The 25,715-nt window shown below is 71.9% G+C and carries 26 protein-coding genes and 1 pseudogene; 18 read left to right on the forward strand and 9 right to left on the reverse strand.

The window, feature by feature from the left end; all coding sequences use genetic code 11:
* Positions 1–42 precede the first annotated feature (42 nt).
* From AC068B_RS25885 to AC068B_RS25895, 3 genes are all read right to left on the reverse strand, one after another.
* Entirely contained in the window at positions 43–1,632 is a 1,590-nt protein-coding gene (locus tag AC068B_RS25885; RefSeq protein ID WP_478674025.1) for a substrate-binding domain-containing protein, read from the reverse strand.
* A 75-nt stretch (positions 1,633–1,707) separates the two neighbouring features.
* A complete protein-coding gene (locus tag AC068B_RS25890) occupies positions 1,708–3,582 on the reverse strand; it encodes a serine/threonine-protein kinase (RefSeq protein WP_478674026.1) in 1,875 nt (624 codons plus the stop codon).
* Positions 3,583–3,717: 135 nt separating this feature from the next.
* Positions 3,718–4,446: a DUF2625 domain-containing protein gene (locus AC068B_RS25895; protein WP_478674027.1), complete on the reverse strand. Its 729-nt coding sequence runs from the start codon at positions 4,444–4,446 to the stop codon at positions 3,718–3,720.
* Between the two features lie 217 nt (positions 4,447–4,663).
* Between AC068B_RS25895 and AC068B_RS25900 the strand changes: the two are divergent.
* Both AC068B_RS25900 and AC068B_RS25905 read left to right on the forward strand, forming a co-directional pair.
* Positions 4,664–5,284, forward strand: a pseudogene (locus AC068B_RS25900) (XRE family transcriptional regulator); the annotation flags it as partial.
* 50 nt (positions 5,285–5,334) lie between these two features.
* A complete protein-coding gene (locus AC068B_RS25905; RefSeq protein WP_478674028.1) occupies positions 5,335–5,880 on the forward strand; it encodes a dihydrofolate reductase family protein in 546 nt (181 codons plus the stop codon).
* Here the strand turns inward: AC068B_RS25905 and AC068B_RS25910 are convergent.
* The gene (locus AC068B_RS25910; protein WP_478674029.1) at positions 5,871–7,271 is read right to left on the reverse strand and encodes a helix-turn-helix domain-containing protein; all 1,401 of its coding nucleotides are present in this window, start codon (positions 7,269–7,271) and stop codon (positions 5,871–5,873) included. The two genes, AC068B_RS25905 and AC068B_RS25910, sit on opposite strands and share 10 nt — an antisense overlap.
* Before the next feature lie 234 nt (positions 7,272–7,505).
* Here AC068B_RS25910 and AC068B_RS25915 point away from each other — a divergent pair, with 234 nt between their 5' ends.
* Together AC068B_RS25915 and AC068B_RS25920 are read left to right on the forward strand one after the other, a co-directional pair.
* Positions 7,506–8,159 (forward strand): hypothetical protein, encoded by a 654-nt coding sequence (locus tag AC068B_RS25915; protein ID WP_478674030.1) that lies wholly within the window; start codon positions 7,506–7,508, stop codon positions 8,157–8,159.
* A gap of 404 nt (positions 8,160–8,563) precedes the next feature.
* Positions 8,564–9,796, forward strand: coding sequence for an alpha/beta fold hydrolase (locus AC068B_RS25920; RefSeq protein ID WP_478674031.1), 1,233 nt, complete (start codon positions 8,564–8,566; stop codon positions 9,794–9,796).
* Here the strand turns inward: AC068B_RS25920 and AC068B_RS25925 are convergent.
* Both AC068B_RS25925 and AC068B_RS25930 read right to left on the reverse strand, forming a co-directional pair.
* Complete coding sequence (locus AC068B_RS25925) at positions 9,783–10,253, reverse strand: MarR family winged helix-turn-helix transcriptional regulator (protein ID WP_478674032.1); 471 nt, start codon at positions 10,251–10,253, stop codon at positions 9,783–9,785. The two genes, AC068B_RS25920 and AC068B_RS25925, sit on opposite strands and share 14 nt — an antisense overlap.
* Positions 10,254–10,267: 14 nt before the next feature.
* Complete coding sequence (locus tag AC068B_RS25930) at positions 10,268–10,876, reverse strand: type 1 glutamine amidotransferase family protein (RefSeq protein WP_478674033.1); 609 nt, start codon at positions 10,874–10,876, stop codon at positions 10,268–10,270.
* Positions 10,877–11,045: 169 nt separating this feature from the next.
* Between AC068B_RS25930 and AC068B_RS25935 the strand changes: the two genes are divergently transcribed.
* Both AC068B_RS25935 and AC068B_RS25940 read left to right on the forward strand, forming a co-directional pair.
* Entirely contained in the window at positions 11,046–11,693 is a 648-nt protein-coding gene (locus tag AC068B_RS25935) for a DUF4956 domain-containing protein (RefSeq protein ID WP_478674034.1), read from the forward strand.
* Positions 11,690–12,502 carry a VTC domain-containing protein gene (locus AC068B_RS25940; RefSeq protein WP_478674035.1) on the forward strand — a complete coding sequence of 271 codons (813 nt, stop codon included), beginning with the start codon at positions 11,690–11,692 and terminating at the stop codon, positions 12,500–12,502. The genes AC068B_RS25935 and AC068B_RS25940 overlap by 4 nt, the downstream gene beginning before the upstream one ends.
* Here the strand turns inward: AC068B_RS25940 and AC068B_RS25945 are convergent.
* Both AC068B_RS25945 and AC068B_RS25950 read right to left on the reverse strand, forming a co-directional pair.
* Entirely contained in the window at positions 12,435–13,814 is a 1,380-nt protein-coding gene (locus AC068B_RS25945; RefSeq protein ID WP_478674036.1) for a sensor histidine kinase, read from the reverse strand. The genes AC068B_RS25940 and AC068B_RS25945 overlap by 68 nt on opposite strands.
* Positions 13,814–14,539 (reverse strand): response regulator transcription factor, encoded by a 726-nt coding sequence (locus AC068B_RS25950; protein ID WP_478674037.1) that lies wholly within the window; start codon positions 14,537–14,539, stop codon positions 13,814–13,816. Before AC068B_RS25950 ends, AC068B_RS25945 begins: the two co-directional genes overlap by 1 nt.
* Positions 14,540–14,634: 95 nt before the next feature.
* On the opposite strand from AC068B_RS25950, the gene AC068B_RS25955 reads away from it, so the two are divergent.
* The 6 genes from AC068B_RS25955 (at position 14,635) to AC068B_RS25980 (ending at position 21,491) form a co-directional block, all read left to right on the forward strand.
* A complete protein-coding gene (locus AC068B_RS25955; RefSeq protein ID WP_478674038.1) occupies positions 14,635–15,132 on the forward strand; it encodes a hypothetical protein in 498 nt (165 codons plus the stop codon).
* Positions 15,133–15,415: 283 nt separating this feature from the next.
* Complete coding sequence (locus AC068B_RS25960) at positions 15,416–16,771, forward strand: aminotransferase class III-fold pyridoxal phosphate-dependent enzyme (protein WP_478674039.1); 1,356 nt, start codon at positions 15,416–15,418, stop codon at positions 16,769–16,771.
* 91 nt (positions 16,772–16,862) lie between these two features.
* On the forward strand, positions 16,863–17,558 hold the full coding sequence (locus AC068B_RS25965; protein ID WP_468566382.1) for a GntR family transcriptional regulator: 696 nt from the start codon (positions 16,863–16,865) through the stop codon (positions 17,556–17,558).
* On the forward strand, positions 17,555–19,963 hold the full coding sequence (locus AC068B_RS25970) for a dolichyl-phosphate beta-glucosyltransferase (RefSeq protein WP_478674040.1): 2,409 nt from the start codon (positions 17,555–17,557) through the stop codon (positions 19,961–19,963). Before AC068B_RS25965 ends, AC068B_RS25970 begins: the two co-directional genes overlap by 4 nt.
* A gap of 141 nt (positions 19,964–20,104) precedes the next feature.
* Complete coding sequence (locus AC068B_RS25975; RefSeq protein WP_478674041.1) at positions 20,105–20,755, forward strand: hypothetical protein; 651 nt, start codon at positions 20,105–20,107, stop codon at positions 20,753–20,755.
* Between the two features lie 121 nt (positions 20,756–20,876).
* Positions 20,877–21,491 carry a dihydrofolate reductase family protein gene (locus tag AC068B_RS25980; protein ID WP_478674173.1) on the forward strand — a complete coding sequence of 205 codons (615 nt, stop codon included), beginning with the start codon at positions 20,877–20,879 and terminating at the stop codon, positions 21,489–21,491.
* Between the two features lie 19 nt (positions 21,492–21,510).
* On the opposite strand, the gene AC068B_RS25985 is transcribed toward AC068B_RS25980, so the two are convergent.
* Entirely contained in the window at positions 21,511–22,329 is an 819-nt protein-coding gene (locus AC068B_RS25985; RefSeq protein ID WP_478674042.1) for an SLATT domain-containing protein, read from the reverse strand.
* 242 nt (positions 22,330–22,571) lie between these two features.
* On the opposite strand from AC068B_RS25985, the gene AC068B_RS25990 reads away from it, so the two are divergent.
* From AC068B_RS25990 to aac(6'), 6 genes are all read left to right on the forward strand, one after another.
* Entirely contained in the window at positions 22,572–22,916 is a 345-nt protein-coding gene (locus AC068B_RS25990; protein ID WP_356260495.1) for a YbaB/EbfC family nucleoid-associated protein, read from the forward strand.
* Positions 22,917–22,989: 73 nt separating this feature from the next.
* Positions 22,990–23,589: a recombination mediator RecR gene (gene recR, locus AC068B_RS25995; RefSeq protein WP_268772516.1), complete on the forward strand. Its 600-nt coding sequence runs from the start codon at positions 22,990–22,992 to the stop codon at positions 23,587–23,589.
* Positions 23,582–24,241 (forward strand): DUF5063 domain-containing protein, encoded by a 660-nt coding sequence (locus AC068B_RS26000; RefSeq protein ID WP_478674043.1) that lies wholly within the window; start codon positions 23,582–23,584, stop codon positions 24,239–24,241. The genes recR and AC068B_RS26000 overlap by 8 nt, the downstream gene beginning before the upstream one ends.
* Before the next feature lie 94 nt (positions 24,242–24,335).
* Positions 24,336–24,719, forward strand: a complete 384-nt coding sequence (locus tag AC068B_RS26005) for a type II toxin-antitoxin system RelE/ParE family toxin (protein WP_478674044.1) — start codon at positions 24,336–24,338, stop codon at positions 24,717–24,719.
* The gene (locus tag AC068B_RS26010; protein WP_478674045.1) at positions 24,719–25,051 is read left to right on the forward strand and encodes a helix-turn-helix transcriptional regulator; all 333 of its coding nucleotides are present in this window, start codon (positions 24,719–24,721) and stop codon (positions 25,049–25,051) included. The genes AC068B_RS26005 and AC068B_RS26010 overlap by 1 nt, the downstream gene beginning before the upstream one ends.
* Positions 25,052–25,237: 186 nt before the next feature.
* Positions 25,238–25,711 carry an aminoglycoside 6'-N-acetyltransferase gene (aac(6'), locus tag AC068B_RS26015; protein WP_478674046.1) on the forward strand — a complete coding sequence of 158 codons (474 nt, stop codon included), beginning with the start codon at positions 25,238–25,240 and terminating at the stop codon, positions 25,709–25,711.
* The last annotated feature ends 4 nt before the right edge of the window (positions 25,712–25,715 follow it).

Raw genomic sequence — 25,715 nt, forward strand, 5'->3', positions numbered from 1 at the left:
TACCCGCATTACCCGCATTACCCGCATTACCCGCGATACCCGCTAGTCCGAGCTCGCTGAGAGGGGCGCCCCGGCACCACTGCCGAGGCGCCCCTCTCCGCACACCCGGAGCCCCTCAGGCGTGGCGCACGGCAGATGGCCGTGCGTGCGGATGACGTCGAGGCCGGTGCCGCGCGCGTAGGCGAGGAACCCCGCGGCGAGGGAGTCGGCGGGCGGCAGGCCGTACGTGTAGGCGTACTCGATCTCGCGGTAGGGGTAGCCGCTCTTCTCCAGCTGTTCGGCCGAGGGGGCGTGGCCCTCCAGGTCGAGCCGGTGCAGGCCCTTGAGACCGGCGGCGGCGCGGAGTTCGCTGTAGCCGATGGCGCCGGGGATGCGGCCGACGGCGTCGATGACCTGGTCGGTGGAGTCGAGTTCGCAGCGGGTGACGGGGACGGACGGGTCGTCCTTGCCCAGGCAGTCGTTGGACGACGCCTTGATCTCGAAGGCGCCGCCGAGGACGCGGCGCTGGAGCGTGTCGCGGGTTCCCGAGCTGGAGCCCCGGCTGACCAGGACCACCGGCAGATCGGGCCCGCCGAGCTCCTTCCAGTTGCGTACGTCGCCGCGGTAGAGGCGGCGCACCTGGGGCAGCGTCAGATTGCGCAGCGGCACGCGGTCGTTGAGGACGAGCGCGAAGACGGAGACCGCCACGCGCGTCTCGGCGAGCCGCGGAAAGCCGTCGGACTTGGCCCCGTCGGAGAAGGCAAGAAGAGGCGGCGCCCCCTTCCCTCCTCCCCCGGCCCGGCCGAACTTCCTCCCGGAGTCATCCAGTTCACGCACGCCCGCCGCGCTGCCGTGCGCGCTGACCGTGATGTCGGAGCCGGGACAGTCCTCCTCGTACTTCTCGGCGAGCTCCTCGGCGACCGGTGCGAACGCCGTCGAGCCGAGCACCGTCAGCTCGCCCGTCGCGCACTCGATGGGCGGCGGATCGTCCTCCCGCAGCACGATGATCGAGGCCAGCGTGACCACGGACAGGGTGAGCAGCACGGTCAGGAGCTGCGCGGGCCTGGACAGCAGCGGCGGCTTGCCGTCGAGGGTGGTGGAGCGGTTGGGCTGTACGTCACCGGCCTGGATGCCGCCGGACAGGGTGACGTCGCCGCCGACGGGCCCGCCGGTGAGCAGGACCAGGAGCTTGTAGTGCTGGCCCCTGTTGAGCGGGACGCGCGGGATGTGCAGGGTGCTGCCCTCGTACCGCAGGCCCGCCGCCGGAGTGAAGTGCTCCATCAGGTGGTCGTCGCCGGACGGCGCGGTGACGGCGAGGCCGCGGACTGTGCGTCCCGTGAAGACCGCGGTGAGGCCGTGCAGCGCGCGCCCGCTGTAGTCGGCGTCGGAGACGGCCTGCGAGCCGTCGTTCTCGACGCGCAGCAGGACGAGCGTGGCGTCGGACATCTCGGGGGTCTCGTCGAACAGGCCGAGGCGCGTGTTGGCGCCGCCCGTCCGGACGTTGTCCCCTATGGCGGTGTCCAACTGGACGCGGTAGCCGATGCGTTTGCGGCGCGGCACCCGCCGCTCGTACCAGAGCGCGCCGACGGTGGCGGCGAGCCCGAGGACAGCCGTGAGCACGGCGATGGTGTTCTCGGTGCTCAACCAGTCCATGGGCGGTGACGGTAGGCGGCGCGACGCAGCCCGGGGCCCGCTTTCCCGTTCCGTCGGCGGCTGTTCGCCGCGGGTTCAGCTCTTGTCGTACGTCAACTCGCCGCTGCCGTCGGTGTTGGCGCGCCGCAGCTTGCCGTTGTCGAGGATGGTGATGACGCTGGAGTCGCCGGGCGTGCAGGACGTCATGGGTTCGCCGACGGTGACCTCGGTGGGCCCGATGCGCAGGCGGTCGCCGGACGCGGAGACCAGCTTGCCCTGGAAGACGCAGTGGTAGGTGCCGCCACCGTCGGCAGGTCCGTCCGCCGTCACCGAAAGAACAGTGTCTCCCACCGCGCCCTGCTGGACGGTGAGTTCGCGGGTGCTGTGGCCGTCGTCGGTGTCGAGGCCGCCGGACCAGGTGCCCAGGTATTTGTCGGGGACGGTGCCGTCGTCCGCGCCGGACGCGGAGGGCTCCGGGCTGCTCGCTACGGGGGACGGCGAGGTGGACCCCGGCGTCTTCGGCGCGCTGCTGGCACTGTTTCCTGCCGCGTCGGCGCTCTGCTTGTCCTCGGTGCTGTCGCCGTTCATGACGGCGTAGACGGTGCCGCCCGCTCCGACGGCCACTATCAGGGCGACGACGATCAGCGCGGCGGTGGAACGCCCGCTGCGCCGCGGCGGTTCGGGCGGCGGGACGGGCCCGTACGGGGGAGTGGGCCCGAAGCCGGGGGGAGCCTGGTGGGGGTGCTGGGGGTAGCCGTAGGCGGCGTGCTGGTGGGCCTGTTGCGGGAGTTGCTGCGGCGGATAGCCATAAACGGGGGTACTGGGCGCGGGCGCAGGGGTCTGTGCGGGCGTGGGCGTGGGCGTGGGCGGAGGAGCGGGCGGCGCCTGCCCGGACACCATGGTGGGCAGGTGGTCGAGGGGCGCGGCACCGGGCTTGCCGGGCGGCGGCGGAGTGGCTTCGTGTCCGTCACCCACAGCTTCCGGAGTCTCCCCGGCAACGGAAGCGCCCCCGCCACCGGCAACGGGCTCATCGCCCTCCCCCGACATCTCCTCCGGATCCTCCGCGTCCAGCAACTGCACGGCATGGCGCCCCAGTTGCGCGACCAGGGCACCCGGCAGCCAGGGATCGAGGGTGTGACCGTCCCCCAGCGCGTCCGCGGCCCCTGTGCGCTCCAGCACCTCGTCCAAGGAGGGCCGGTCCGCCGGATCCTTGCGCAGGCAGGCGCCGATCAGCTCGGCGAGCTCCTCGGGGAGCCCCTCCAGGTCGGGCTCCTCCTGCGCGATGCGGAACATCAGCGCGTGCACGCCGCTGTTGGCCGTCCCGAAGGGCAGCGCTCCCGAGGCGGCGTACGCGAGCACGGAGCCGAGGCAGAACACGTCGCACGCCGGGGTGATCCGGTCGCCGCGGACCTGCTCGGGGGCCATGAAGCCGGGCGAGCCGACGAGCGCGCCGGTACGCGTCAGGCCGCCGTCGGTGACCGTCTCCAGGGCGCGCGCGATGCCGAAGTCGATGACGCGCGGGCCGTCGATGGTGATCAGGACGTTGGACGGCTTCAGGTCGCGGTGGACCATGCCCGCAGCGTGGATGTCCTTGAGGGCGCCGGAGAGCCCGGCCGCGAGGATGTTCACGGAGCGCTCGGGCAGCGGCCCGTGGTCGTGCGAGACGACGCTCTGCAGCGAGGGCCCCGCGACGTAACCGGTGGCGAGCCACGGGATCGCCGCCTCGGTGTCCGCGTCGAGGACCGGCGCCGTCCACGCGCCGCCCACCTGCCGCGCGGCCTGCACTTCCTGCCGGAACCGGTTCCTGAACTCGTCCTGCTCGGCGAGCTCTTGGCGAACCAGCTTCACCGCGACCGTGCGCCCACGATCGGACCGCGCGAGATACACCTGCCCCATACCACCGGCACCGAGCCGCGCCAGCAGACGATACGCGCCGATCCGCTGCGGATCCCCGGGCACGAGCTTCTCCATCGCCGCACCGACCTCCCCCATTGGTGTGCAACAGAGTGAGGAGTGTACTGACCGTTGACACGCTCCGGGCAGCCACTGCGCCCTTCACGGGCACCTCGCATCGAGTGCTCCCGGCACCCGGGCGAGCAAGCCGGTTCATGCGACTCCGAGGAATCCCGGGTCGGCGCCGTCGAACTGCAGGCGCGAGTCGCGGCTCAGCCCCAGGAGCTCCGCCATGGGTACGGCACGACGGCTGGTCGCCGACAGGTCCTGGCGGGCCTCGGCCGACCACAGCGGCGGGGAGAACGACAACCCCTGCCGACCGTCGAGCACGGAGACCTCGCCGCGCCAGCCGTCCCACCGCAGGCCCGCGTAGAACTTCTGCAGCCCTCCGGAGAGAATCCAGGACAACCAGGCCGAGTGCCCGGCCCCCAGCGCCTCCCAGCCAAGGGTGTCGGGGGCGAAGTAGACGATCTCGCCCGGCCCACCCGGCCGACCGACCGCACTGGGGTCACCTCCGTTGACGGCGAACACGCCGCCCAGCACGTCGTGCGCAACCACGAGCCCCGCCTCCGGCTGCCAGGCCGGGTCGAACGTCGAGGGCATCGCGTTGACCTCGGCCAGGCCCGACAGCCCCTCGGGCCCGGTGCCGCCAGGGCTGCCGAAAATCCGCAACCATCCGCCGTCCACGAGCAGACCGCCGCAGTTCAGCACGATCCCGCCGAGATTCGACCGGGCCGAGACCTGGAGCTGCAGCAGGGAGGCGCGGCCCATCTCGGTATCGCCGGGCAGCACTTCAACTGCTATGCCGGTGTCGGACAGCTCCTTGAGGAGGAGCGGCCAGGCTGGATCATCGACGTCGATTAGTTCATTGACCTCACGCATCCCCGCATCGTCGCACCAGCACCGAAGCCTCAGCCCGTCGGGCCTGGCGCGGCTCTTGCTGTGCGCGCGCCAGCCAGTCGAACGCGGCACTCACCAGCCTCGGGGAATCACTGCTTCCAACGCTCGGGGACCGGCCCGTGATCTCGGCCATGTCGACTCCTTGTCAGTCGGCATGTAGGGCGTCATTTCGGTGTCATTCCGTGGTGCTTGCGCGTACCGTCGATCGCATGGCGACACCGCCGCGCCCCGCCAGTTGTACGCGCGCGCCCTGGAGCGCGTCACCGGAGTGCCCATCGAGGCCCTCGGCTTCGGTGTGCCGTCCGTGGCCGTCACCGAGGACGGGCGCGGCGGCCACGACCTGGACGACGCGGCGTTCTCGGTGACGTCCGGTCAGACGGCACCGCTCGCCGCTCCCCGCGGCAACTTCACGGGGGTGTGGCTGTCGACGTACGAGTACGTGTCGAGTGGCCGTGACGACGCGGTGTTCACCGGAAAGCACCACGTCGTGCTGCTGCAGCACGGAAACCGCCTGACGGGGCGGAGCCTGCCGAACGCGTCCCTGAACCCGGACAGCCCGATGACGCTGGATCTCCAGATCGACGGGGCGACCGTGACGGGCACGTGGACGGAGCAGACGGCCTCCGACGGCTACTACCGGGGCGCCCGGTACTTCGGCGCGCTCCAGATGCTCGCCGAGCCCACGGGGCGGCGCATGACCGGCAAGTGGGTGGGATTCGGCAAGGAGTTCGACGTGAACACGGGGCCGTGGGAGCTGCGGCTGATGGACTCCGCGACGTCGAAAGCGGTGCTCGCCCAGTACGACCGGGTCCCGGACTAGGGCCTGCCTTCTATCGGTACCGTAGCCCCCCACCTGCTTGGAGAAGACACATGAGGGATGCGAGCACCGGCAAAGTGGTCGTGAACAGGGTGATGTCCCTGGACGGGTTCATCGCCGGTCCCGGGCACACGATGGACTGGGTCTTCGAGCACATGACGTCGGCGACGTTCCCGGAGGTCATGGCGGCCACGGGTGCCATGCTCATCGGCCGGGGCACGTACGAGGTCGGCAAGCGCATGTCCGACGAGAACACCTCCTACGACGGCGGGGCGCGGTTCGTCCTCACCCACCGCCCGCCCGACGAGCCGGACCCCCACGTCACCTTCCTCACCTGCGACATCGAGGAGGCCGTGGCCACGGCAGGCCGTGCCGCCGGTGACAAGAACCTGGAGATCCTCGGCGCCGACGTGGCCGCCCAGTGCCTGCGGCGCGGCCTCGTCGACGAGATCCTGGTGTACGTGCTGCCGGTGCTGCTCGGCGACGGCGTCCGCTTCGCACCGCCGGGCCTCGACCGGATCGACCTGGAGCCGCTCGACAACGTCCAGTCGGGCGGGGTCACCCTGCTGCGCTTCCGCGTGCGCCGCCCTCAGCTGTAGGTCCCCCACCGGCGTCCGGAGGTGTCGTACCCGTACCGGGGCAGGCCCTTGATGGCGCTGGTGCGGAACGGGCGGCCGTCGTCGTCGATGCGCACGGTGCCCTTGCGGCCCTGGGAGGACCAGTCCAGCTCCAGGTACCAGCGGCAGTCGCACGAACTGGTCCCGGCCGTGATCAGCAGCACCTCGGGGTCCTTCGCCGAGACGCGGTAGGGCATGCGCACCGCCGGGATCGGCGTGCCGGTGTCGTTCCCCGCGACCGCGCGGGCGATGGGGCGGTCCTTGTCCAGGTCCACGGTGAAGTACCGGGGTGTGACCGCGCCGCCGCAGCCCGGGCCCATGGCGTAGGCGTTGCCCTTGACCGGCGCCGCACGGCCGACCACGCGTACGCGCAGCGCCTCCAGCACGACGGCCGTGTCGCTGCGCCCCTGCACCGACAGCTCCACGAGCGTCTCGCCGCCGTGCACCGCGCTCTGCGTCGCCGCCCAGGGCGCCGCGTCCTGCGGGGCCGGGGGAGGAGGGACCTGGCTCGGCGGCTTGGTGATGACGTAGTCGTGACCGCAGCCGAGCTTCCAGGCCTGGGAGTTGGCGGACCAGGTGATCGGCAGGCCTGCGGGTTCTTCGTCGCGGGGCGGGGTGGATGTCGCGCCGGGCGGGCGTGAGGTGTCCGGCTTCTTCTTCGGGGTGGCGGAGCCGGAAGGGTGCTTGGGGGCCCGGGTGCCGCTCGGGGTGGGCGAGGTGCCCCGGCGCTGCGGCGCTCCGGCCTCCGTCCGTGCCGCATCCGCGACCTGGTCGGGACGGGCGGCGGACGTCTGCCGTCCGTCCGGCAGCAAGGAGAAGGCCCCGAGCGTCGCGAGTACGGCACAGGCGGAGGCCAGTCCGACGACGAGATGTCTTCGGCGGGACCAGGGGCGGTGCGGGGGCGGGGGAGAGGGTGCGCCGGGCGGTTCGGGCGCGGGGTCCGATGCGGCTGCCGGGTCGCCGTCGGGCTTCGGCGCCGGGTCCGGTTCGGTGCTGCCCTCCGCCGCTGCCGCCTCCGCCGCTGCCGCCTCCACCACTGCCGCCTTCACGGCTTCCGTCGCCCTCGACTCCCCCGCACGAGGCCGACGGCGGGCCGCCACGGCCAGGAGCCAGCGGCGGTGGAGTTCCAGGCGCTGCTCCGGGGTCGCCCCGCACAGGGCCGCGAAGCGTTCCACGGGGGCGAAGTCGAGCGGTACCGCGTCGCCCGCGCAGTAGCGGTGCAGCGTCGAGGTGTTCATGCCCAGGCGGCGGGCCAGCGAGCCGTAGCTCCGGTCCGTGCGCTCCTTCAGCGCCGTCAGCAGCGCCGCGAACTCCGCCACCTCGTCGATGCCGTCGCCGTCGCCGTCGCTGCCGCCGTCGTCCTGTGCCGACACAGGGTCCCCCGTCCTCGTACGACCCCAACCGGCCCGGGACGGTATCCCAGGCACCCGTGTACCTGCACGTCAGAAGGGCTGGGATGGTTCCACCGTGCCTGATCGGCCGTCGGTCGTTGCGCCGGGCCGCCGTGACCGCTGATGCTCTTGGTGTCGCACCGACCAGGCCCGGGCCGACCAGCGGGCCTCGCCGCGGCATCCACGTCAACGCACTCCTCCACGGGGGTAACAGCCATGTCCATGCGTATCCGAACGAGCGCTTTCACCGCACTCACCGTCGCCGCCCTCGCGGCGGGCACGGTCCTCACGGCACCGTCCGCCGGTGCCGCGCCGAAGGCCGATACGTCGAAGGCCGATACGTCGAAGGCCGCCGCGCCCAAGTTCCTCTCGGCGTCCCAGCTGCCGCCGCACCCGACGTCGTCCTGGACCGCAGGGCCGACCACCGAAGGGTTCCCTGAGGCACTCGGCCTCTGCGTGAGCACGGAGGGCGTGCCCTCCTACGACTACCGGCACCGGGAGTTCCGCACCGACGTGGACACCGGCGCCGTGCAGTTGACCGTCGTGACGGGCTCGGCCGCCCTGGCCAAGGGCCTGGCGAAGCACTACGACGACCTGATCCGCACCTGCGCCGACCGCATCGAGAAGGCCTCGCCCGACGTCGCGGCCGAGGGCCGGGACTACGGCAGGCTGCCGGTCGAGGAGGGCGCCCGCGTCCGCGGCCTGCACACCGAGACGTCCTCGGGCGCCACCGACGTCTCTCTGCTGTCGGTCGGGCGGGACGGCAGGACCGTCACCGTCGTGAAGTGGGGGCAGCTGGGCGACTTCGGGGACGCGCCCGTGGCCGCCTTCAAGAAGACCACGACCACGGCCGTCAACAAGCTGTACTGACCGGGCGCCGCCGCAACCCCGTAACGCAGTAACACCGCAACACCGGAAAGGCCAGGGGCCGTCCTCCCGCCACGGGGGTCGGAAGGACGGCCCCGTACCGGTGGCGGTACGCCGACACGACGAAGCCGCCCGCCTGGTTCCCCCGTGGCGGACGGCTCGCGTCGAGTGTTCAGAGATCGAGACCGGCGACGGCGACGTAGCGTCCTGGGCCGCTGGACGACACCGACCGGAGTCGGCGACGGGATTCGAACCCGCGTTGCTCTCTTGAGAGGAGAAGTAGCCGTAGCCTCCGCACCTGAACGAGATCCACCGTAGTCGCGGCGCTCCCGTCGGGCACGCGAATTAACGCGCTCCCGGAGATCCCCGTTTGACTTGGACCGAGGTCCAGGTCCGAGGCTTGCCCCATGAGCGAACCAAGCGAACCAAGCGAACCAAGCGAACCAAGCGAGCAAGAAGAGCGGTTCGGGATCGGGGAAGCCGCCGCGCGTACCGGGCTCGAACCCGACACCCTGCGGTACTTCGAGCGGCAGGGAATCCTGCCCGCCCCCCGGCGCGACACCGCCGGACGCCGTCAGTACGTCGCCGCCGACGTCGACCTGATCCGCATGCTGGTCCACCTGCGCGAGACGGGGATGCCCCTGGCCGACATCGCGCAGTTCACCGGCGCCGACGCCGATGCCGAGGTCGCCGACCCGTCACGGCTGCGCCTTGAGCTGCTCGCGGCGCACCGCCGTCGCGTCGAGGACCGCCGCGACGCGCTGGACCGTGCCCTCGACGTGATCACCCGCAAGATCGCGGACTACACCGGTCAGGCAGCCGACTCGCCGCAGTTCCTCAAGCGGTCCGACACGGCGATCGCCTACGCCGTGCAGGGGGACGGGCCCCTGCTCTTCCTCGTCGGCGCGCCGGTGGGACGAGGCGGGTTCGCCGCCCTCGCGGACGAGCTCGCGGGGCAGTTCACCGTCGTCACCCACGACCCCCGCGGCATCGGTGCCAGCCGCCCGACGCACGGAATGGCCGAGCCCACGCCCGAGGTCCTCGCCGCGGACCTGGCCGCACTGGTCGACACGTTCACCGGCGCGCCCGCCATGTTCGTCGGTACGAGCGGCGGGGCCGTGACCCTTCTCGAACTGGCCAAGCGGCACCCCGACCTCGTCGGGTCGGCCGTCCTGCACGAGCCGCCCCTGATCTCGCTCCTGGACGACGCCACCCTCGCGGAGCGCGCCGCGTCCGCGTTCGCCGTCGCGGCGGTCGATCCTCAGCGGGCCGTGCAGGAGTTCGTCGACCTGAGCGGCGCCGCCCACCACACGCGCCCGGACCAGGTGCCGCCCGCGCATGTCGAGCTGCCGGAGCTGCCGACCGCGGAACGCGACAAGAACCGCTACTTCCTGGGCCGCATGGCGGGCCCCAGCGTCTTCTACGAGCCCGACATCGAGGCCGTGCGCCGAGCCGGGCTGACCGTGTGCGCCGGGTCGACGAGCCACCACCAGATGGCGCGTCGGGCGGCCCACGCCCTGGCCGCACTGCTGCGCCAGCCCCTGATCGACATGCCCGGCAACCACGTGGGCGCCAGCGCGGAACCGGCGGAGTTCGCCCGCGCCCTCGTACCGCTGCTGCTCCCCCCTACGGCTCCGTGACGCCGTCCGTCATGTCGTCCAGGACCGTGGCGAGGCGCTCCAGCACCCGTGCCGTCTCCGCGAACCCGTCCTCGCCGAGCGCGTCCGCCAGCCGCGCCGCCAGCTCCGCATGGCCCGGCTCGATCCGCGCCACGGCCGCCCGGCCCTCCTCCGTCGGCCGGAGCAGCTTGGCGCGGCGGTGGGCCGGGTTCGGCACGTACTCGGCGAGTTCCTTGCGTACCAGGAGGTCCGCCACGCGCTGCACGCTCTGCCGCGTGATGCCCATCGCGCGGGCGATGCCCGCCACCGGCAGCGGTTCGCGCAGCACCGCGCCGAGCACCTGCCACCGGGCCGCGGTGAGCCCCGCGGGCTTCGCCAGTCCCTCGGAGGCGGTGAGGAACTGCCCGTTGAGGCGGAAGACGGTCAGGGCCGTGCGGGTGAGCAGGTCCTGGTCGGCGCGGGTGGCGGCGTCAGTCATCGGACGGTCCCCGCTCACGAGTTGAGCGTCTCGTACGCGGCCGGGTCCGAGTCGTGGAAGAGGCGGAACCACGCGTCGAGCTTCTCGTCGTCGAGGACGTCGCCGAGGCGGCCGAAGATCTCGCGGGCGAACGCGACCGGCTCGGTCGGGCCCGCCGTGATCAGGTCGCCGTCGGTGACCGCGTCCGTCTCCACGTACCGCTCGCCGCCCTTGTAGCCCGTGGCCGTCAGGTACATCGACGCCGCGCTGGTGTGCGCGTGGTCGTCCAGGAGCCCCTCGCGTGCGAGCCCCGCCGTGGCGCCGCAGATGGCGCCCACCGGTACACCCGCGTCCAGGAACGCGCGGGCCGTGCGCGCGAACGGCGCGAGGTCGTCGCCCGTGTCCCACAGGTCGCCGCCCGGCAGGATCAGCAGGGCGCTGTCCTCGGGACGCAGCTCGGCGAGGGAGAGGTCGGGCTGGACTCGGAGGCCGCCGATGGAGACGACGGGTTCGGCGGTCGGGGCGACCGTACGGATCTCGTAGCCGAAGCGGGCGAGCCAGGCCGTGGCGTGGCCGGTCTCCCAGTCGGCGAACGTGTCGTAGAGGGCCAGGTGCACGGGCTTGCGGGACGTGAGGGGGGACATGAAGGCCTCCGGTGTCTGCGTGCGGTACGTGCGGTGCTTACGTAAGCATGCTGTCAAAACGACAGCATGCTGTCAATGAAAGGGGACAGGCTCCCGCCGCGGACTCCCGCGAAGTTCCTTAACGCCCACGAGGGGCGGCCTTAACCCCCCGCTCCCTAGCGTCCTCGGCATGGACAGCACACTGACCCTCTGCGCCCACCTGGCACTCGACCTGGCCGCCGTCTCCCTGCTGACCTTCGGCGTCTTCTATCCGCGGCACCGCAGGCGTGAGCTCGTCCCCGCGTATCTCGCCCTGAACGTGGCGCTGTTCGCGATCGTCGCCGGGCTCGGGACGGTCGGCGGCGACGGCGGGCTCGCCCTCGGCTTCGGGCTCTTCGGGGTGCTCTCGATCGTGCGGCTGCGCTCCGACGCGCTGCAGCACCAAGAGGTCGCGTACTACTTCATCACTCTCGTCCTCGGCCTGCTCTGCGGTCTGCCCGCGCTGGGCCTGCCCGTGGCGTCGCTGCTCGCCGGTGTCCTGCTCGCCGTGATGTACGGCGCCGACCACCCCCGCCTCTTCGCGCGCGACCGGCGGACCGTCGTCACCCTGGACTCCGTCCACCGCGACGAGGAGTCCCTGCGGGCCGAGCTCGCGCGTCGGCTCGGCGAGCCGTTGGGGTGGACCGTCCAGGAGGTCGATTACGTACGTGACCTCATGGTCCTGGAAGTACGTTTCCGCCAGCCGGAACCTTCCGCACAGTCCGGGGAGTTGACGGTACGACGACGCACGACCAGGTCCCGCACGATCGCCCCCAGCCACCCGAAGGAGACCGTGTGAACCCCGCCGTACGCGCCATCGGCCGCGCCGCGACCGCCGCGCACCCCATCGCGCTGGACGAGGTGAACGCCAGGGCGGAGCTGCTCGCCCGCTTCGACAACAGCTACCTCGTGCCGGTCGAGATATTCGAGGACCTCGCCGCGCTGCTGACCGACCCCCGGCGGGCCGGTGGGCCCTTCCGGGCGCTCAGCATCGGAGGCAAGCGCTGGTTCCGGTACCACTCGACGTACTACGACACCCCCGACCTCGGCACCTTCCACGACCACCGGCAGGGTCGGCGGCTGCGCTACCGCATCCGGGAGCGGATCTACCAGGACAGCGGGGAGCGGCAGTTCGAGATCAAGCTCAAGAGCGGGCGCGGCGAGACCGTCAAGCACCGGCAGCGCCTGGAGGGCGACGACCACGTCCTGGACGCGGTGCGGCTCGGCTTCCTCGCCGGTGTGCTCCGCGGGTCGTACGGCATCGAGGCGCCGGAGGGGCTCACCCCCTCCCTCGTCACCGACTACCAGCGGGCCACCTTCGTCGCCGACGGGCAGCGCATCACGTGTGACGCGGGGCTCGTCGTGCGGGACACGGTGACGGGGCGCAGCGCCGCCGCCGACAGCGGTCTCGTCCTGGTGGAGACCAAGACCAAGGGCCATCTGACGGAGGCCGACCGGGTGCTGCACCGGTTCGGGGTGCGGGCCGCGGACTTCACCAAGTACTGCGGGGGGTATGCCGCGGTCCGGCCCGAGCTGGGCATCAACAAGTGGGCGCGGGCGGTGCGGACGGCGTTCCCCCGGGCGGCGCGGGCGGGAACGTCAGGGTGATGCGGGCGCCGGTGCCGGAGCAGGGCTCGGACCCGGCGCAGGAGCCTGTGGCCGGGGCCGTTTCGAAGCGGCCGCCCGCCTCCTCCGCCGTGCGGCGCGCGATGTCCAGGCCCAGGCCCGTGGAGCCCGCGCCGCTCGTGCCGCGGCCGGGGGCGGTCCCCGGGGCGGGGAAGCCGGGGCCTTCGTCGGCGACGGTCAGCTCCACCTCGCCCCCGGGTGTCCGGCGGACCGTGATGGAGAAGGCCGTGCCCTGGGGGGTGTGGTCCAGGACGTTGCCGATCAATGTGTCGAGGGCAGCGGTGAGTTCGTCCTCGGGCACGGGTACGTAGACCTCGTCGTCCGGCGTCGTGGTGCGGGCGTCGCGGTTCTGGTCCTCGGCCAACGGGGCCCAGAACGCGGCGCGTTCGCGCGCCACCGCCGCCAGGTCCGCGCGCGGCGCCTCGCGCAGGGGGCGCCGCGCCTTGCGGATCACGTCGTCGACGCTGCGCTCCAAGGCCGTGACGTCGGCGGCGATGCGGTGGGCCTCGTCCGTGTCGCGGAGGGTCTCCGCGTCCAGGCGCAGGGCGGCCACCGGGGTGCGCAGGCGGTGCGCCAGGTCGGCGGCGTTCTCGCGCTCGGCGGTGAGGAGTTCGTCGATGCGGGCGGCCAGGCGGTTCAGCTCGCCCGCGATCAGGCGCAGCTCGGGCGGCCCCTCCGGCTCCGCGCGGGCCGTCAGGTCACCCGCGGCCAGGCGGTCCGCGGTGCGGGCGAGGCGGCGCGTGGCGCCGACGAGGCGGGCGCCGAGCCGGTCGGCGAGGAGGAGCCCGAGGAGGACGAGGCCCACGCCGATCCCGGCGAGCACGAGCCAGGACGCCAGCGTGCCCGCGTACAACTGCCGCTCGGTGAGCGTCACCTGGACCACCGCCGTGCCGTCCTTGGCGCCCTGCACGGGGACCAGGACAAGGCGGCCGCCGGAGCTGGTCTCGTACGTGAAGGCGCGGCCCGTACGGGCGAGCCGCACCGGGTCCGTGACGGCGGGCCCGTTCCGGGGGCGGGGGTCCGGGCCGATGACGCGGTCGTCCGCGAGGATCAGCTCCGTGCTCGCCAGGCCTTTTCCGTTGACGCTCTCCACCGTCTGCTCGGCCGTCTCCCGCTCGTCCGCGGTCGCCAGGGCGGGGCCGAGGGCGTGGGCCACCCACTGGGCGCGGGCGGTGGCCTCGGCGGTGGCGCGGTCCGCGGCGTGGCTGCGGGTCAACAGGGTGAGGGGGACGAGGAGCGCGGTGAGGACGAGGGCGGTCGTCGCCGCGGTCAGGAGGAGGAGGCTGCGGCGCATCAGGCGGGGCTCTGTTCGTCGGGTGCCTGTTCGCCTGGTGCCTGTTCGCCGGGTGCCGCGAGCTTGACGCCCACGGTGCGGACCGTGTGCAGGTAGCGGGGGTGCTGGGCCGTCTCGCCCAGCTTGCGGCGGAGCCAGGACAGGTGGACGTCGACCGTCTTGTCGGCGCCGCCCAGGGGCTGTTGCCAGACCTCGGCGAGCAGTTCGCGGCGCGAGACGACCTGGCCGGGGCGGCGCGCGAGATAGGCGAGCAGGTCGAACTCGCGGGGTGTGAGGTCGACGGCGGCCTCGTCGAGGGTGACCTCACGGGCCGCGGGGTCGATGGAGAGGGTGCCGACCCGCAGCGGCTCCTCGGTCTCGGTCACGCCGAGGCGGCGCAGTACGGCCTTGATCCTGGCGTCCAGTTGGGCGGCGCCGAACGGCTTGACGATGTAGTCGTCCGCCCCGGACTCCAGGACCGTGACCATCTCCGGCTCGTCGTCCCGGGCCGTCGCGACGATGACGGGGACGTCGCTGACCGCGCGCAGCATGCGCAGCACCTGCGCCCCGTCGACGTCCGGCAACCCCAGATCGAGGACGACCAGGTCGGGGCGGCTGGTCACCGCCGCGTCAAGCCCCGCCATGCCGCTCGGCGCGGTCGCCACGGCGTGGCCCCTGTCGCGCAGGGCCCGCACCAGCGCGCCGCGGAGCTGGGGGTCGTCCTCGACGACGAGAAGATGCGCCATACAGCCACCGTAGTCAGAGGCGGGGCGGAACCTTGACCCGGGCCTTAACCGGGGCCTTAACCGGGCGTTAGGAAACGATGCGGCACAGTGGCGGGATGAGGAAGTGGCGAAGCGCGGTCGTCACGGCTGCGTGGGTGGCCGTGGGGACGGCCGCGGGGGCGCTGGGCGCCTGGCAGTTGGCGAGTTCGGACGGGGCGGGCGATGCGGCGCACAGTCGTCCGCTGGACGAGGCGGCGGTACGGAGGGCGCTGGACAGGGCGGCGGATTCGCCGGGTGCCCCCGGTTCACCATCGACTCCGAAGCCCCCCTCTTCCCGGCCCCCCTCCCAACCCTCCGCGGAGCGATCCACCGTCCGCTTCACGGGCGGCGCCGCCACGGTCGAGTGCCGTTCCGACGGCACCGTCCGCCTCATCTCCTGGAGTCCGGCCGACGGGTTCCACATCGACGACGACGTGGAGCGCGGCCCCGCGGCGGTGGTCCGCCTGGAGGCGGAGCCCGGCGACGACGACGAACAGGACGACCTCCCGTACGAGATCCGTTGCACGCGGCACGGCCCCCGGGCGAAGGTCGTCCCGGACACGGACGACGACTGACGCGGGGCCGGGGCTTCTCGGGTGCGGGCCAGGGGCGCGGGGAACTGCGCGCCAAGCCCCCACGCCCCCGCAGACGAAAACCCCCAGCCCCCCGGCACACCGAACCACGGACCACCCAGGGGCGCGGGGAACGGCGCGAGCAACCACAGCGGCCCCCGCAGACGAACCACCCCCCAAGGCCCCCGGCCAGACCCCGCAACGCGACAATGTGTCGGGTTCCTCCCCCCACGCAAGACAAGACGCCCATGTCCCGTCCACTCCGCGGACATCTACCCTCGGGCCCATGACCCCTCAGCCGAATCCCCAGGTCGGCGCCGCCGTGAAGGCCGCGGACCGCGCACATGTCTTCCACTCCTGGTCCGCACAGGAGCTCATCGACCCGCCGGCCATCGCCGGTGCCGAGGGCGCCTACTTCTGGGACTACGACGGGAACCGCTTCCTCGACTTCACCAGCGGCCTTGTCTACACCAACATCGGGTACCAGCACCCGAAGGTCGTCGCCGCGATCCAGGAGCAGGCGGCGACGATGACGACGTTCGCGCCCGCCTTCGCCGTCGAGGCCCGCTCCGAGGCCGCACGCCTCATCGCCGAGCGGACCCCCGGCGACCTGGACAAGATCTTCTTCACGAACGCGGGCGCCGACGCGGTCGAGCACGCCACCCGGATGGCCCGTCTGCACACGGGCCGCCCCAAGGTGCTCGCCGCCTACCGCGGCTACCACGGCGGCACCCACCAGGCCATCAACCTCACCGGCGACCCGCGCCGCTGGGCCTCCGACACCGGCACGGCGGGCGTCGTCCGCTTCTGGGCGCCGTTCCTGTACCGCTCCCGCTTCTACGCGGAGACCGAGCAGCAGGAGTGCGAGCGCGCCCTCCAGCACCTGGAGGACACGATTGTCTTCGAGGGGCCGCAGACCGTCGCCGCCATCATCCTGGAGACGGTCCCCGGCACCGCGGGCATCATGATCCCCCCGCCCGGCTACCTCGCGGGCGTCCGCGAGCTCTGCGACAAGTACGGCATCGTCTTCATCCTCGACGAGGTCATGGCGGGCTTCGGCCGCACCGGCGAGTGGTTCGCCGCCGACCTCTTCGACGTCACGCCGGACCTGCTGACCTTCGCCAAGGGCGTGAACTCCGGATACGTGCCGCTCGGCGGCGTCGCCATCTCCGGCAGGATCGCGGAGACCTTCGCCAAGCGCCCCTACCCGGGCGGACTCACCTACTCCGGCCACCCGCTGGCCTGCGCCGCCGCCGTCGCCACGATCAACGTCATGGCGGAGGAGGGCATCGTCGAGCACGCGGCGAACCTCGGCGCCCAGGTCATCGAGCCGGGCCTGCGCGAGCTCGCCGAGCGCCACCCCTCGGTCGGCGAGGTGCGGGGCGTCGGCATGTTCTGGGCCCTTGAGCTGGTGAAGGACAGGGAGACGCGCGAGCCGCTGGTGCCCTACAACGCCACCGGCGAGGCGAACGCCCCCATGGCCGCCTTCGGCGCCGCCGCGAAGAAGCACGGCCTGTGGCCCTTCATCAACATGAACCGCACCCACGTGGTCCCCGCGTGCAACATCACGGAGACGGAGGCGAAGGAGGGTCTGGCGGCCCTGGACGCGGCTCTGTCGGTGGCCGACGAGCACACGGCGTAGCCGAGCCACTCCCTCCAGGCGTGGAACCCGACCACGTAGTCTGACGTGCTCATAAGTAAGACGACCACGTCAGACTCCGTGAGGGAATCAGATGCCCGGCACCGACGGCCCCGCCGTCATCCGCAGCACGCTGCGCCAGCAGATCGCCGACGCGCTCCGCGACGAGGTCCTGGCCGGTCGGCTGGAGCCTGGGCAGGAGTTCACGGTCAAGGAGATCGCCGAGCAGTACGGCGTCTCCGCGACCCCCGTCCGCGAGGCCCTGGTGAACCTCACCGCCCAGGGCCTCCTGGACGCCGACCAGCACCGCGGCTTCCGCGTCCACGAGCACACCTTGGACGACTACCGCGGCATGCTGGAGGCCCGCGGCCTCGTCGCCGACGGGATCTTCCGCGACCTCGCGGCGCACGGCGCCCGCAGTGACGTTTCGGACGCCCTCTTCTCCGTGCGCCGCCGCGGCGAGGAGGCGGCCCGCGCGGCCTGCGCGGGCGACCTGACCGTCCTGATCGGCTACGACCTCCGCTTCTGGCGCGAGCTCAGCGCCCTCTTCGGCAACCCCTACCTCTCCGACTTCCTGCACCGCCTGCGCGTGAAGTCCTGGGTCTGCGCGGTCACTCACCTCCGCCGCTGGACCGACATCAAGGGCGGTGACCTGCGGGGTCTGCTCTGGTCCCGGCACACCGAGCTCGTCGACGCCCTGGTGCGCCGCGACCCGGAGGCGGCCCACGGGATCGTCATGGAGTACAACGCGCACTCCCTGGCCCTCATCGAGCGGCTGGCCGCTGCATGAGCGTGGACCTGTCCGTCGTCGTTCCTGCCTACAACGAGGAGGAGCGCCTGGGTCCCACGCTCGACGCGCTCCGCGACCACCTCGAAACGACCTGCCGGGGCGCCTGGGAGCTGATCGTCGTCGACGACGGCTCCACCGACCGCACCGCGGAGATCGCCGCGGACGCGTCCGCCGCCGACCCCCGCGTCCAGCTCGTGCGCGGCGGCCGCAACCGCGGCAAGGGCCACGCCCTGCGGCTCGGCGTCCTCGCCTCGTACGGCCGCCGCGTCCTGGTCACCGACGCCGACCTCGCCGCGCCCATCGAGGAGCTCGACCACCTCGACAAGGCGCTCACCGACGGCCACGCGGCCGCGATCGGCTCCCGGGCCCGCCCCGGCGCGACCATCGGCGCCCACCAGCACCGCCTGCGCGAGCTGCTGGGACGTACCGGCAACTTCCTCATACGTACGGTCGCCGTCCCCGGCATCCGCGACACCCAGTGCGGATTCAAGCTCTTCGACGGCGACCGGGCCCGTGAGGCGTTCGCCGCGTCCCGGCTGCACGGCTGGGGCATCGACGTCGAGATACTGCAGTACTTCCGGCGGGCGGGCTGGCCCGTCGCCGAGGTGCCCGTGCGCTGGTCCCACCAGGAGGGCTCGAAGGTCAGGCCCCTCGACTACGTGAAGGTCCTGGCCGAGCTGACCACGCTCAAGGCCCGCTCGGTCCGCCGCGCCGACCTCTTGGTCGCGCTCCTCTTCCTGGCCCTGTCGGTCACCCTCTACTCGGGCCGCTGGGCGGCGCCCGCCCACCGCTACATCCCCGACTCCCTCCAGGACCAGAACCAGTGGGAGTGGTTCTTCGCGGTGACGGCGGACAACGTCCGCCACTTCAGCAACCCCCTGTTCACCACCCTCCAGAACGTCCCGGACGGCGTGAACCTCATGGCCAACACGGTCATGCTCGGCCTCTCCGTGCCGCTCGCCCCCGTGACCTGGCTCCTCGGCCCCGCGGTCGCCCTGAACGTCGCGATGACCGGCGGCCTCGCCGCCACCGCCGTCAGCTGGTACGTGCTGATCCGCAGACGCCTCGTCCCGCACCGGGGCGCCGCCGCCGTCGGCGCGGCCCTCGCCGCGTTCGCGCCACCGATGGTCAGCCACGCCAACGCCCACCCGAACTTCATCGTCCTCTTCATGATCCCGCTGATCATCGAGAGGGCGCTGCGGCTCTGCGAGGGCACCCGGGTCGTCCGCGACGGCGTCGTCCTCGGCCTCTTCACGACGTACCAGATCTTCCTCGGCGAGGAGCCGCTCCTCCTCGCGGCGCTCGGCATGCTGCTCTTCGCCCTCGCCTACGCGGCCGTGCGCAGGGACGTGGCGCGGGCCGCCTGGCGCCCGCTCGCCCGCGGCCTCGCCATCGCCCTCGCGGTCACGATCCCGCTGGTCGCCTTCCCCCTCTACTGGCAGTTCTTCGGGCCGCAGAGCTACAAGAGCGTGCTGCACGGCGACAACGCGGGCAACAGCCCGCTCGCCTTCTTCTCCTTCGCGGAGCGCTCGCTCGCGGGCAGCCACGAGACCGCCGACCACCTCGCCATGAACCCCACCGAGCAGAACGCCTTCTACGGCTGGCCGCTCGCCGCCCTGGCCTTCGCGATCGTCGTACGCCTCTGGGAGCGCACGGTGGTCAAGGCGCTGGCGTTCACCGTGGTCGCGGCCGCGCTGCTCTCGCTCGGGCCGAAGTTCCGCATTCCGCTGACGGACGTCGTCCTGCCGGGACCGTGGGCTGCGCTCTCCGACCGGCCCCTCTTCGAGTCCGTCATCGAGTCGCGGGTGGCGATGGTGTGCGCCCCGGCGCTCGGCATGCTGCTCGCGCTGGCGCTCGCCCGCCTGCTGCTCGCTCCGCGGCGCGCGCACCGGTTCGCGGGGGTGGGGGCCGTGGCCCTCGCGCTGCTGCCGGTCTTCCCGGCGCCGCTGAAGGCCGTGGACCGGGTCGACGTGCCGCCGTTCATCGCGCAGGGCACCTGGCGCACGTACCTGGCGGAGGGCGAGACCCTCGTCCCCGTGCCGGTCCCCGACCCCGCCAGTGCGGAGGGCCTGCACTGGCAGGTCGACGCCGACCTGGGCTTCCGCATCCCGGGCGGCTACTTCAACGGCCCCTGGGGCCCGGACCGCATCGGCATCTACGGCCCCTCGCCCCGCAACACCTCGAACCTCCTGCGGGACGTCCGCTCGTCGGGCCGCGTCCCCGAGGTCACGCCCGCCTGGCGCGAGGCGGTCCGCCAGGACCTGGAGTACTGGAAGGCGGGCCTCCTCGTGCTGGCCCCGCAGCAGAACGACGGAGAACTGCGCACGACCGTGGACGCACTCCTTGGGCGTCCCGGAAAGTGGGTAGACGGCGTATGGATATGGGACCTGCGCAAGGGCACTTAGGGGACGGGAGGCGCGACTACGCTGCCTGCACGCGAGGCTACGTTCCGTCCCCTGCCGTCGTCAGCACGCCCTTGCAGTCCTGTACGCCCCGTACATCCCGTACGTACCTGCCGCCGCCCCACCCGACCCGAGGAGACCTTCTTGGCCTGCGACCTGTGGCTGGTCCCGCTCGTCGACGTGCTGTGCCACAGCGCCGACAATCCGTTCGCGGAAGAGCTCGCTGTCTACGACAAGGCACTGCACGAGGCGGGCCTTCCGCCCGTGCCGGTCTTCGCCTACATGCCGGGCCTGTCCGGCGACGTCGCCCCGGTCGCGGGCTTCGACTACGACGCGCTGCACTTCCTGCGCCGCGCCTACCTCCTCCAGATCTGCGGCCTGGAGGTCACGCCCGTGGACGAACTGGGCGGTGACTACGAACAGCTCCTGGAGATGTTCGACGCCACGGCCCAGCAGTCGCACCTGGTCTGGCACTACGACCACGCGGGCGCGTACGTCCCCGTGGACTTCCCGGTCCCGCTCTCCAACGACGAGCTCCTCGCGGGCGGCGGCCCGCTGGGCTCCTCCCACGCGCTGCTGCGCGAGCTGGAGTACGTCGCCCCGTCGATCGGCATAGACCCGGCGAACCCCCCGCTGGCCCCGGCCCCGCCGTCGGCCCCCACGTCCCTGGAGGAACCGGCGGCCCCGTCCCCGCCGGACCAGAGCCCCTTCGCACGGGAGCGCCACGTCTGGCTCGGCCTGCACGCGGCGGCGACGCGGAGCCTGGCGCAGGGCTCGATGATCATCTACAGCTAGCGATGAGTTCGGGTGGCCCGTCGGGTCTGACTGTCGTACACACGTGCATGCGTACATACACAGGAGGCGCCACGTGAACCGGAAACAGGAGCGGCAGCAGCTGCTGAAGGTCCAGAACTTCATGCTGTCGCAGGACGGCTTCGGCACCGGTGAGGGCCAGAGCCTGGAGCGCCCGTTCGGCCACGCCGACCCCCGGGAGATGGCCGCCTGGGCCGGTGCGACGGCGAGCTGGCCGAACCGCACGGATCCCGGCGGGAGCCGCGGCCTCGACGACTACTTCACCCGCGACTTCTCCCACAACATCGGCGCCGAGATCATGGGCCGCAACAAGTTCGGCCCCCAGCGCGGGCCGTGGCAGGACCACGAGTGGCGCGGCTGGTGGGGCGACGAGCCCCCGTTCCACACCCCGGTGTTCGTCATGACCCACCACGAGCGCCCGTCCTTCACGCTCTCCGACACCACGTTCCACTTCGTCGCCGGTGACCCGGCCACGGTCCTGGCGCAGGCGAAGGAGGCGGCGCAGGGCAAGGACGTCAGGCTCGGCGGCGGTCCCTCGATCGTCCGCCAGTTCCTGGAGGCGGGACTGGTGGACACGCTGCACGTGGCGGTGGTGCCGCTGAAGCTCGGGTCGGGGGTGCGGCTCTGGAACTCACCCGAGGACCTGGTCGACCGCTACCACCTGGAGGTCGTGCCGAGCGCGAGCGGAGTGACCCACCACGTGTTCTGGCGCAGGTAGGACCGAGGTCGTTTCCGCGTCACCGGGGCTCGGGCGGCCGCTGTCGGGGCATGTTCGGCCGGGCCCCGGGCGGCAGCGGAAACCGCCCGGGGGAAGCCGGTGCCTCCCGGGGCGACCCGCTCGGCACCATCGCCTGCATGGCCAGCGGCACGGGCCCGGCCCGGAACTCCACCATCCAGTCCGAGGTCTCCGCCCGGACGAGCTCCGTCACGTCGTCGGTGAACTTCCGCAGCACCCCGAGGCACCGCTCGGCGGCATCCCCCGCGGTGCCCTCCGTGGGCCCGAGGACCTCCCGCACGCTCTCCGAGGCCCAGTCGAACTGCAGCACCTGCAGCCGCCGCTGCACGGCCTGCGCGGTCGCCACGTCCCGCATCCACCCGGACGTGAGCCCGAAGAACCGGTCGCACCCCACGCACGCGACCCCGACGAGCAGCGAAACGAACCCCCACCCGGCGATGCCCCCCGCGGCTCCCGCTCCCGCTCCCGCCCCCGCTCCCGCCAGATCGAGCAGCGGCAGCGCCCCGGCGCCCACGGCGCCCAGCGCGGCGCCCACCCGCAGCAGCCGCGCCGCACGCCGCTTCCTGCCGCGGTCGGCGAGATACCACTCGGCGGTGTTCAGGGCGCCCCGCTCCACCCACCGGTAGAGCTCGTCGAGCCGCACGGCGGGATCACCCCAGTCGCCGAGGGGAAAGGCCCGCCCGGTCAGATCCCCGACCCGAGCCCCCGACCCGGCGCCGGTACCCGGAGCGGCCCCGGCCCCCTTACCCGGCCCCGCCCCGGTCCCTGCCCCCTGTCCCTCGGGGGGCACCCCCTCGGGCTGCATCTCCGGCTGGCTCACCCGGCACTCCTCTGACGAGATCACGCGTTTCAACGCTAAGTCCTACCGCCCAATGGGTGGCCATGAGCCCGGATTCACGGCTTTTCCGCCTGGAAGAGTCGCTTGATCAGGTATAGGAGGACGCCTGATCTCACTCGAAAGAGTGCTGGGGCGACGCGCCCGCCGACCACGTAGGCTCGTTCTTGGCGGCAACCCCGCCAGATGGACCTGTACAAACGGACCCGTACGAAACGGAGCTGATCGTGATCCCCGGTGGTGGCCAGCCCAACATGCAGCAGCTGCTCCAGCAGGCCCAGAAGATGCAGCAGGACCTCGCTGCGGCGCAGGAGGAACTGGCGCGCACGGAGGTGGAAGGCCAGGCGGGCGGCGGTCTCGTCAGGGCGACGGTCAACGGCTCCGGCGAGCTGCGCGGCCTGGTGATCGACCCGAAGGCGGTCGACCCCGAGGACACGGAGACGCTGGCGGACCTGGTCGTCGCGGCGGTCCAGGCGGCCAACGAGAACGCGCAGGCGCTGCAGCAGCAGAAGCTGGGCCCGCTGGCCCAGGGCCTGGGCGGCGGTGGCGGCATCCCGGGGCTTCCCTTCTAAGAAACCCCCCGGCCAACTACGGTACGTAGAAGCCGGACATCCTCGGCAGTACCCCATACGGGAAAGGCGTTCCGTGTACGAAGGCGTGGTTCAGGACCTCATCGACGAGTTGGGCAGGCTGCCCGGCGTCGGTCCCAAGAGCGCGCAGCGGATCGCCTTCCACATCCTCCAGACGGAGCCGACGGACGTACGCCGCCTCGCGCACGCCCTCCTTGAGGTGAAGGACAAGGTCCGCTTCTGCGCGACCTGCGGGAACGTGGCGCAGGAGGAGCTCTGCAACATCTGCAGGGACCCCCGCCGCGACCCTTCGGTGATCTGCGTGGTGGAAGAGCCGAAGGACGTAGTAGCAATCGAGCGAACCCGCGAGTTCCGGGGCAAGTACCACGTCCTGGGCGGCGCGATCAGCCCGATCGAGGGGGTGGGCCCGGACGACCTGCGCATACGGGAACTCCTCGCGCGCCTGGCGGACGGCACGGTCACGGAACTGATCCTGGCCACGGATCCGAACCTGGAGGGCGAGGCGACGGCGACGTACCTCGCACGCATGATCAAGCCCATGGGCCTGAAGGTCACCCGCCTGGCCAGCGGACTCCCTGTCGGGGGAGATCTGGAATACGCGGACGAGGTCACCCTGGGCCGCGCCTTCGAGGGGAGACGACTCCTAGATGTCTGACGCCACGCTGAACACCGTGACCGACAACCCGGACGACTTCGCGGTCCAGATCTCCGACCAGATCGAGAGCTTCATCGTCTCGGTCAGGGAGGTAGCGAAGGGCGACGAGCCGGACTCGGCAGTCCCCTTCCTCCTCCTGGAGGTCTCCCAGCTCCTCCTGGCGGGCGGCCGCCTGGGCGCGCACGAGGACATCGTCCCGGAGGAGCGCTACGAGCCGGACCTGGGCCCGGAGCAGGACGTGGACGACCTCCGCGAACGCCTGGCGTCCCTCCTGGACCCGATCGACGTCTACTCCGAGGTCTTCGACCCGTACGAGCCCCGCAAGGCCCCCGTGGCCTGCCGCATCTCGGACGACCTGGCAGACGTGGTCGCAGACCTCTGCCACGGCCTGGCCCACTACCGCGCGGGCCGCACGACCGAAGCGCTCTGGTGGTGGCAGTTCTCCTACTTCTCCAACTGGGGCTCCACGGCCTCGGGCGCCCTCCGCGCTCTCCAGTCCTTGGTGGCCCACGTCCGCCTGAACCAGCCCCTGGAGGACCTGGACGGCCTGGACACGGACGAGGACCTGACGGAGGACGCGCTGGAGGAGGCGGCGGGGAAGGTCATGGCTGAGGAGATCGCGGGGCCGTTGGGGCTCCGGACGGTGAAGTAGGGCCCTGACTCATGAATGGTCCATGTTCACTCGTTGAGCTGAGCGTATAAGGATTCCCTTCTATCTGTTCGCGTCCTACGCTGGGATGCGGAGCATGAACTGGCAGATCAATCTCCACTCGTCGGTGGAGAAGTGGTTGCTCGTGCTGGCAGAGGAGGACGCGGTGTCGGCTGACTTGGTCGAGGCGGCTGTCGACATGCTGGCGGAGCACGGTCCTGCGCTGGGACGCCCGCTCGTCGACCGGCTTACGGGCAGCCGGACCCACAACCTCAAGGAACTGCGTCCGGGCAGCTCGGGACGGACGGAGGTCCGCATCCTCTTCGTCTTCGACCCCAGGCGCCAGGCGATCCTCCTGGTGGCCGGCGACAAGGCCGGACGCTGGAAGGGCTGGTACCAGGAGGCGATTCCCGTGGCAGAGGCGCGCTATGACGAGTACCTGGCGTCACGGGACGTTGCAGGAGAGGGCGGAGGCGTCTGATGGGTGAGTACAGCAGCTGGGCAGAGGTGAAGCGCCGAATGCGGGAGGGCGCCCCCGACGTGTCCGACGCCGAGTGGGAGCGCCGCAAGCAGACGGCTCGTACCGCCACCGAGGCGCACGTCCTCGGGCATCACCTGCGGGAGATCCGCGAAGAGCAGAACCTGACACAGGCGGACGTGGCCAAGGCGGTCGGGATCTCTCAGGCGCGGGTCTCGCAGGTCGAGCGGGGCGAGATCCACAACCTGGAGACGATGCGCTCGTACGCGGCGGCGCTCGGCGCGAGACTCACGGTGTCCATCGAGTACGGGGATCGGGTCGGCGGCGCGGCGTGAGTAGTCAACTCTGGTGCGTGCGGGGCGCATTGCCTTTGCTTGGCCATGTGTCGGCCTAGGCGGCCGGAACCAAGGCGTCGTCACCTACGGACTGACCAGGCGCAGTTCCGCGAGCGGCAGGGCCGGATCTTCGTAGGGCTGTCCTGTTCTTGAGGGTGTCTCCAGCGCAGGGGGACAATGAAGGGCATGGAGCTGAGCGGGGACAAGGTCGTGTTGCGGCCCGTGGCAGGCGGCGAGGACGACGTGCTGGACCGGATCGTCCGGGAGCCCGAAGTCGCCGCGTGGTGGTCGCCGCCGGACGACTACGAAGGCATGCTCGCCGTCGTCTTCGAGGGCGAAGTCATCGGAGCGGTCCAGTTCGAGGAGGAGACCGACCCGGAGTTCCGCCACGCGGGCATGGATATCTTCCTGACTGCCCGGCACCACGGGAAGGGCCTCGGCACGGACGCGGTGCGCACGCTGTCGCGGTGGCTGGTGCGGGAGTGTGGGCATCACCGGCTCACCATTGACCCCGCCGCGAACAACACCGCCGCCATCCACAGCTACCGCAAGGTCGGATTCAAGCCCGTCGGCATCATGCGGGCGTACGCGCGCGACCACCAGACCGGCACCTGGCACGACGCCCTGCTCATGGACCTCCTCGCGGAGGAGCTGACCTGACGCC

The organism is Streptomyces sp. NPDC042371 (assembly GCF_056437465.1).

Excerpts from the sequence above, each read along its gene's own strand:
- AC068B_RS25885 (WP_478674025.1), bottom strand. The coding sequence starts at position 1,632 with ATGGACTGGTTGAGCACCGAGAACACCATCGCCGTGCTCACGGCTGTC.
- AC068B_RS25890 (WP_478674026.1), bottom strand. The coding sequence starts at position 3,582 with ATGGAGAAGCTCGTGCCCGGGGATCCGCAGCGGATCGGCGCGTATCGT.
- AC068B_RS25895 (WP_478674027.1), bottom strand. The coding sequence starts at position 4,446 with ATGCGTGAGGTCAATGAACTAATCGACGTCGATGATCCAGCCTGGCCG.
- AC068B_RS25905 (WP_478674028.1), top strand. The coding sequence starts at position 5,335 with ATGAGGGATGCGAGCACCGGCAAAGTGGTCGTGAACAGGGTGATGTCC.
- AC068B_RS25915 (WP_478674030.1), top strand. The coding sequence starts at position 7,506 with ATGTCCATGCGTATCCGAACGAGCGCTTTCACCGCACTCACCGTCGCC.
- AC068B_RS25920 (WP_478674031.1), top strand. The coding sequence starts at position 8,564 with ATGAGCGAACCAAGCGAACCAAGCGAACCAAGCGAACCAAGCGAGCAA.
- AC068B_RS25925 (WP_478674032.1), bottom strand. The coding sequence starts at position 10,253 with ATGACTGACGCCGCCACCCGCGCCGACCAGGACCTGCTCACCCGCACG.
- AC068B_RS25930 (WP_478674033.1), bottom strand. The coding sequence starts at position 10,876 with ATGTCCCCCCTCACGTCCCGCAAGCCCGTGCACCTGGCCCTCTACGAC.
- AC068B_RS25935 (WP_478674034.1), top strand. The coding sequence starts at position 11,046 with ATGGACAGCACACTGACCCTCTGCGCCCACCTGGCACTCGACCTGGCC.
- AC068B_RS25945 (WP_478674036.1), bottom strand. The coding sequence starts at position 13,814 with ATGCGCCGCAGCCTCCTCCTCCTGACCGCGGCGACGACCGCCCTCGTC.
- AC068B_RS25950 (WP_478674037.1), bottom strand. The coding sequence starts at position 14,539 with ATGGCGCATCTTCTCGTCGTCGAGGACGACCCCCAGCTCCGCGGCGCG.
- AC068B_RS25955 (WP_478674038.1), top strand. The coding sequence starts at position 14,635 with ATGAGGAAGTGGCGAAGCGCGGTCGTCACGGCTGCGTGGGTGGCCGTG.
- AC068B_RS25960 (WP_478674039.1), top strand. The coding sequence starts at position 15,416 with ATGACCCCTCAGCCGAATCCCCAGGTCGGCGCCGCCGTGAAGGCCGCG.
- AC068B_RS25965 (WP_468566382.1), top strand. The coding sequence starts at position 16,863 with ATGCCCGGCACCGACGGCCCCGCCGTCATCCGCAGCACGCTGCGCCAG.
- AC068B_RS25970 (WP_478674040.1), top strand. The coding sequence starts at position 17,555 with ATGAGCGTGGACCTGTCCGTCGTCGTTCCTGCCTACAACGAGGAGGAG.
- AC068B_RS25980 (WP_478674173.1), top strand. The coding sequence starts at position 20,877 with ATGCTGTCGCAGGACGGCTTCGGCACCGGTGAGGGCCAGAGCCTGGAG.
- AC068B_RS26000 (WP_478674043.1), top strand. The coding sequence starts at position 23,582 with ATGTCTGACGCCACGCTGAACACCGTGACCGACAACCCGGACGACTTC.
- AC068B_RS26005 (WP_478674044.1), top strand. The coding sequence starts at position 24,336 with ATGAACTGGCAGATCAATCTCCACTCGTCGGTGGAGAAGTGGTTGCTC.
- AC068B_RS26010 (WP_478674045.1), top strand. The coding sequence starts at position 24,719 with ATGGGTGAGTACAGCAGCTGGGCAGAGGTGAAGCGCCGAATGCGGGAG.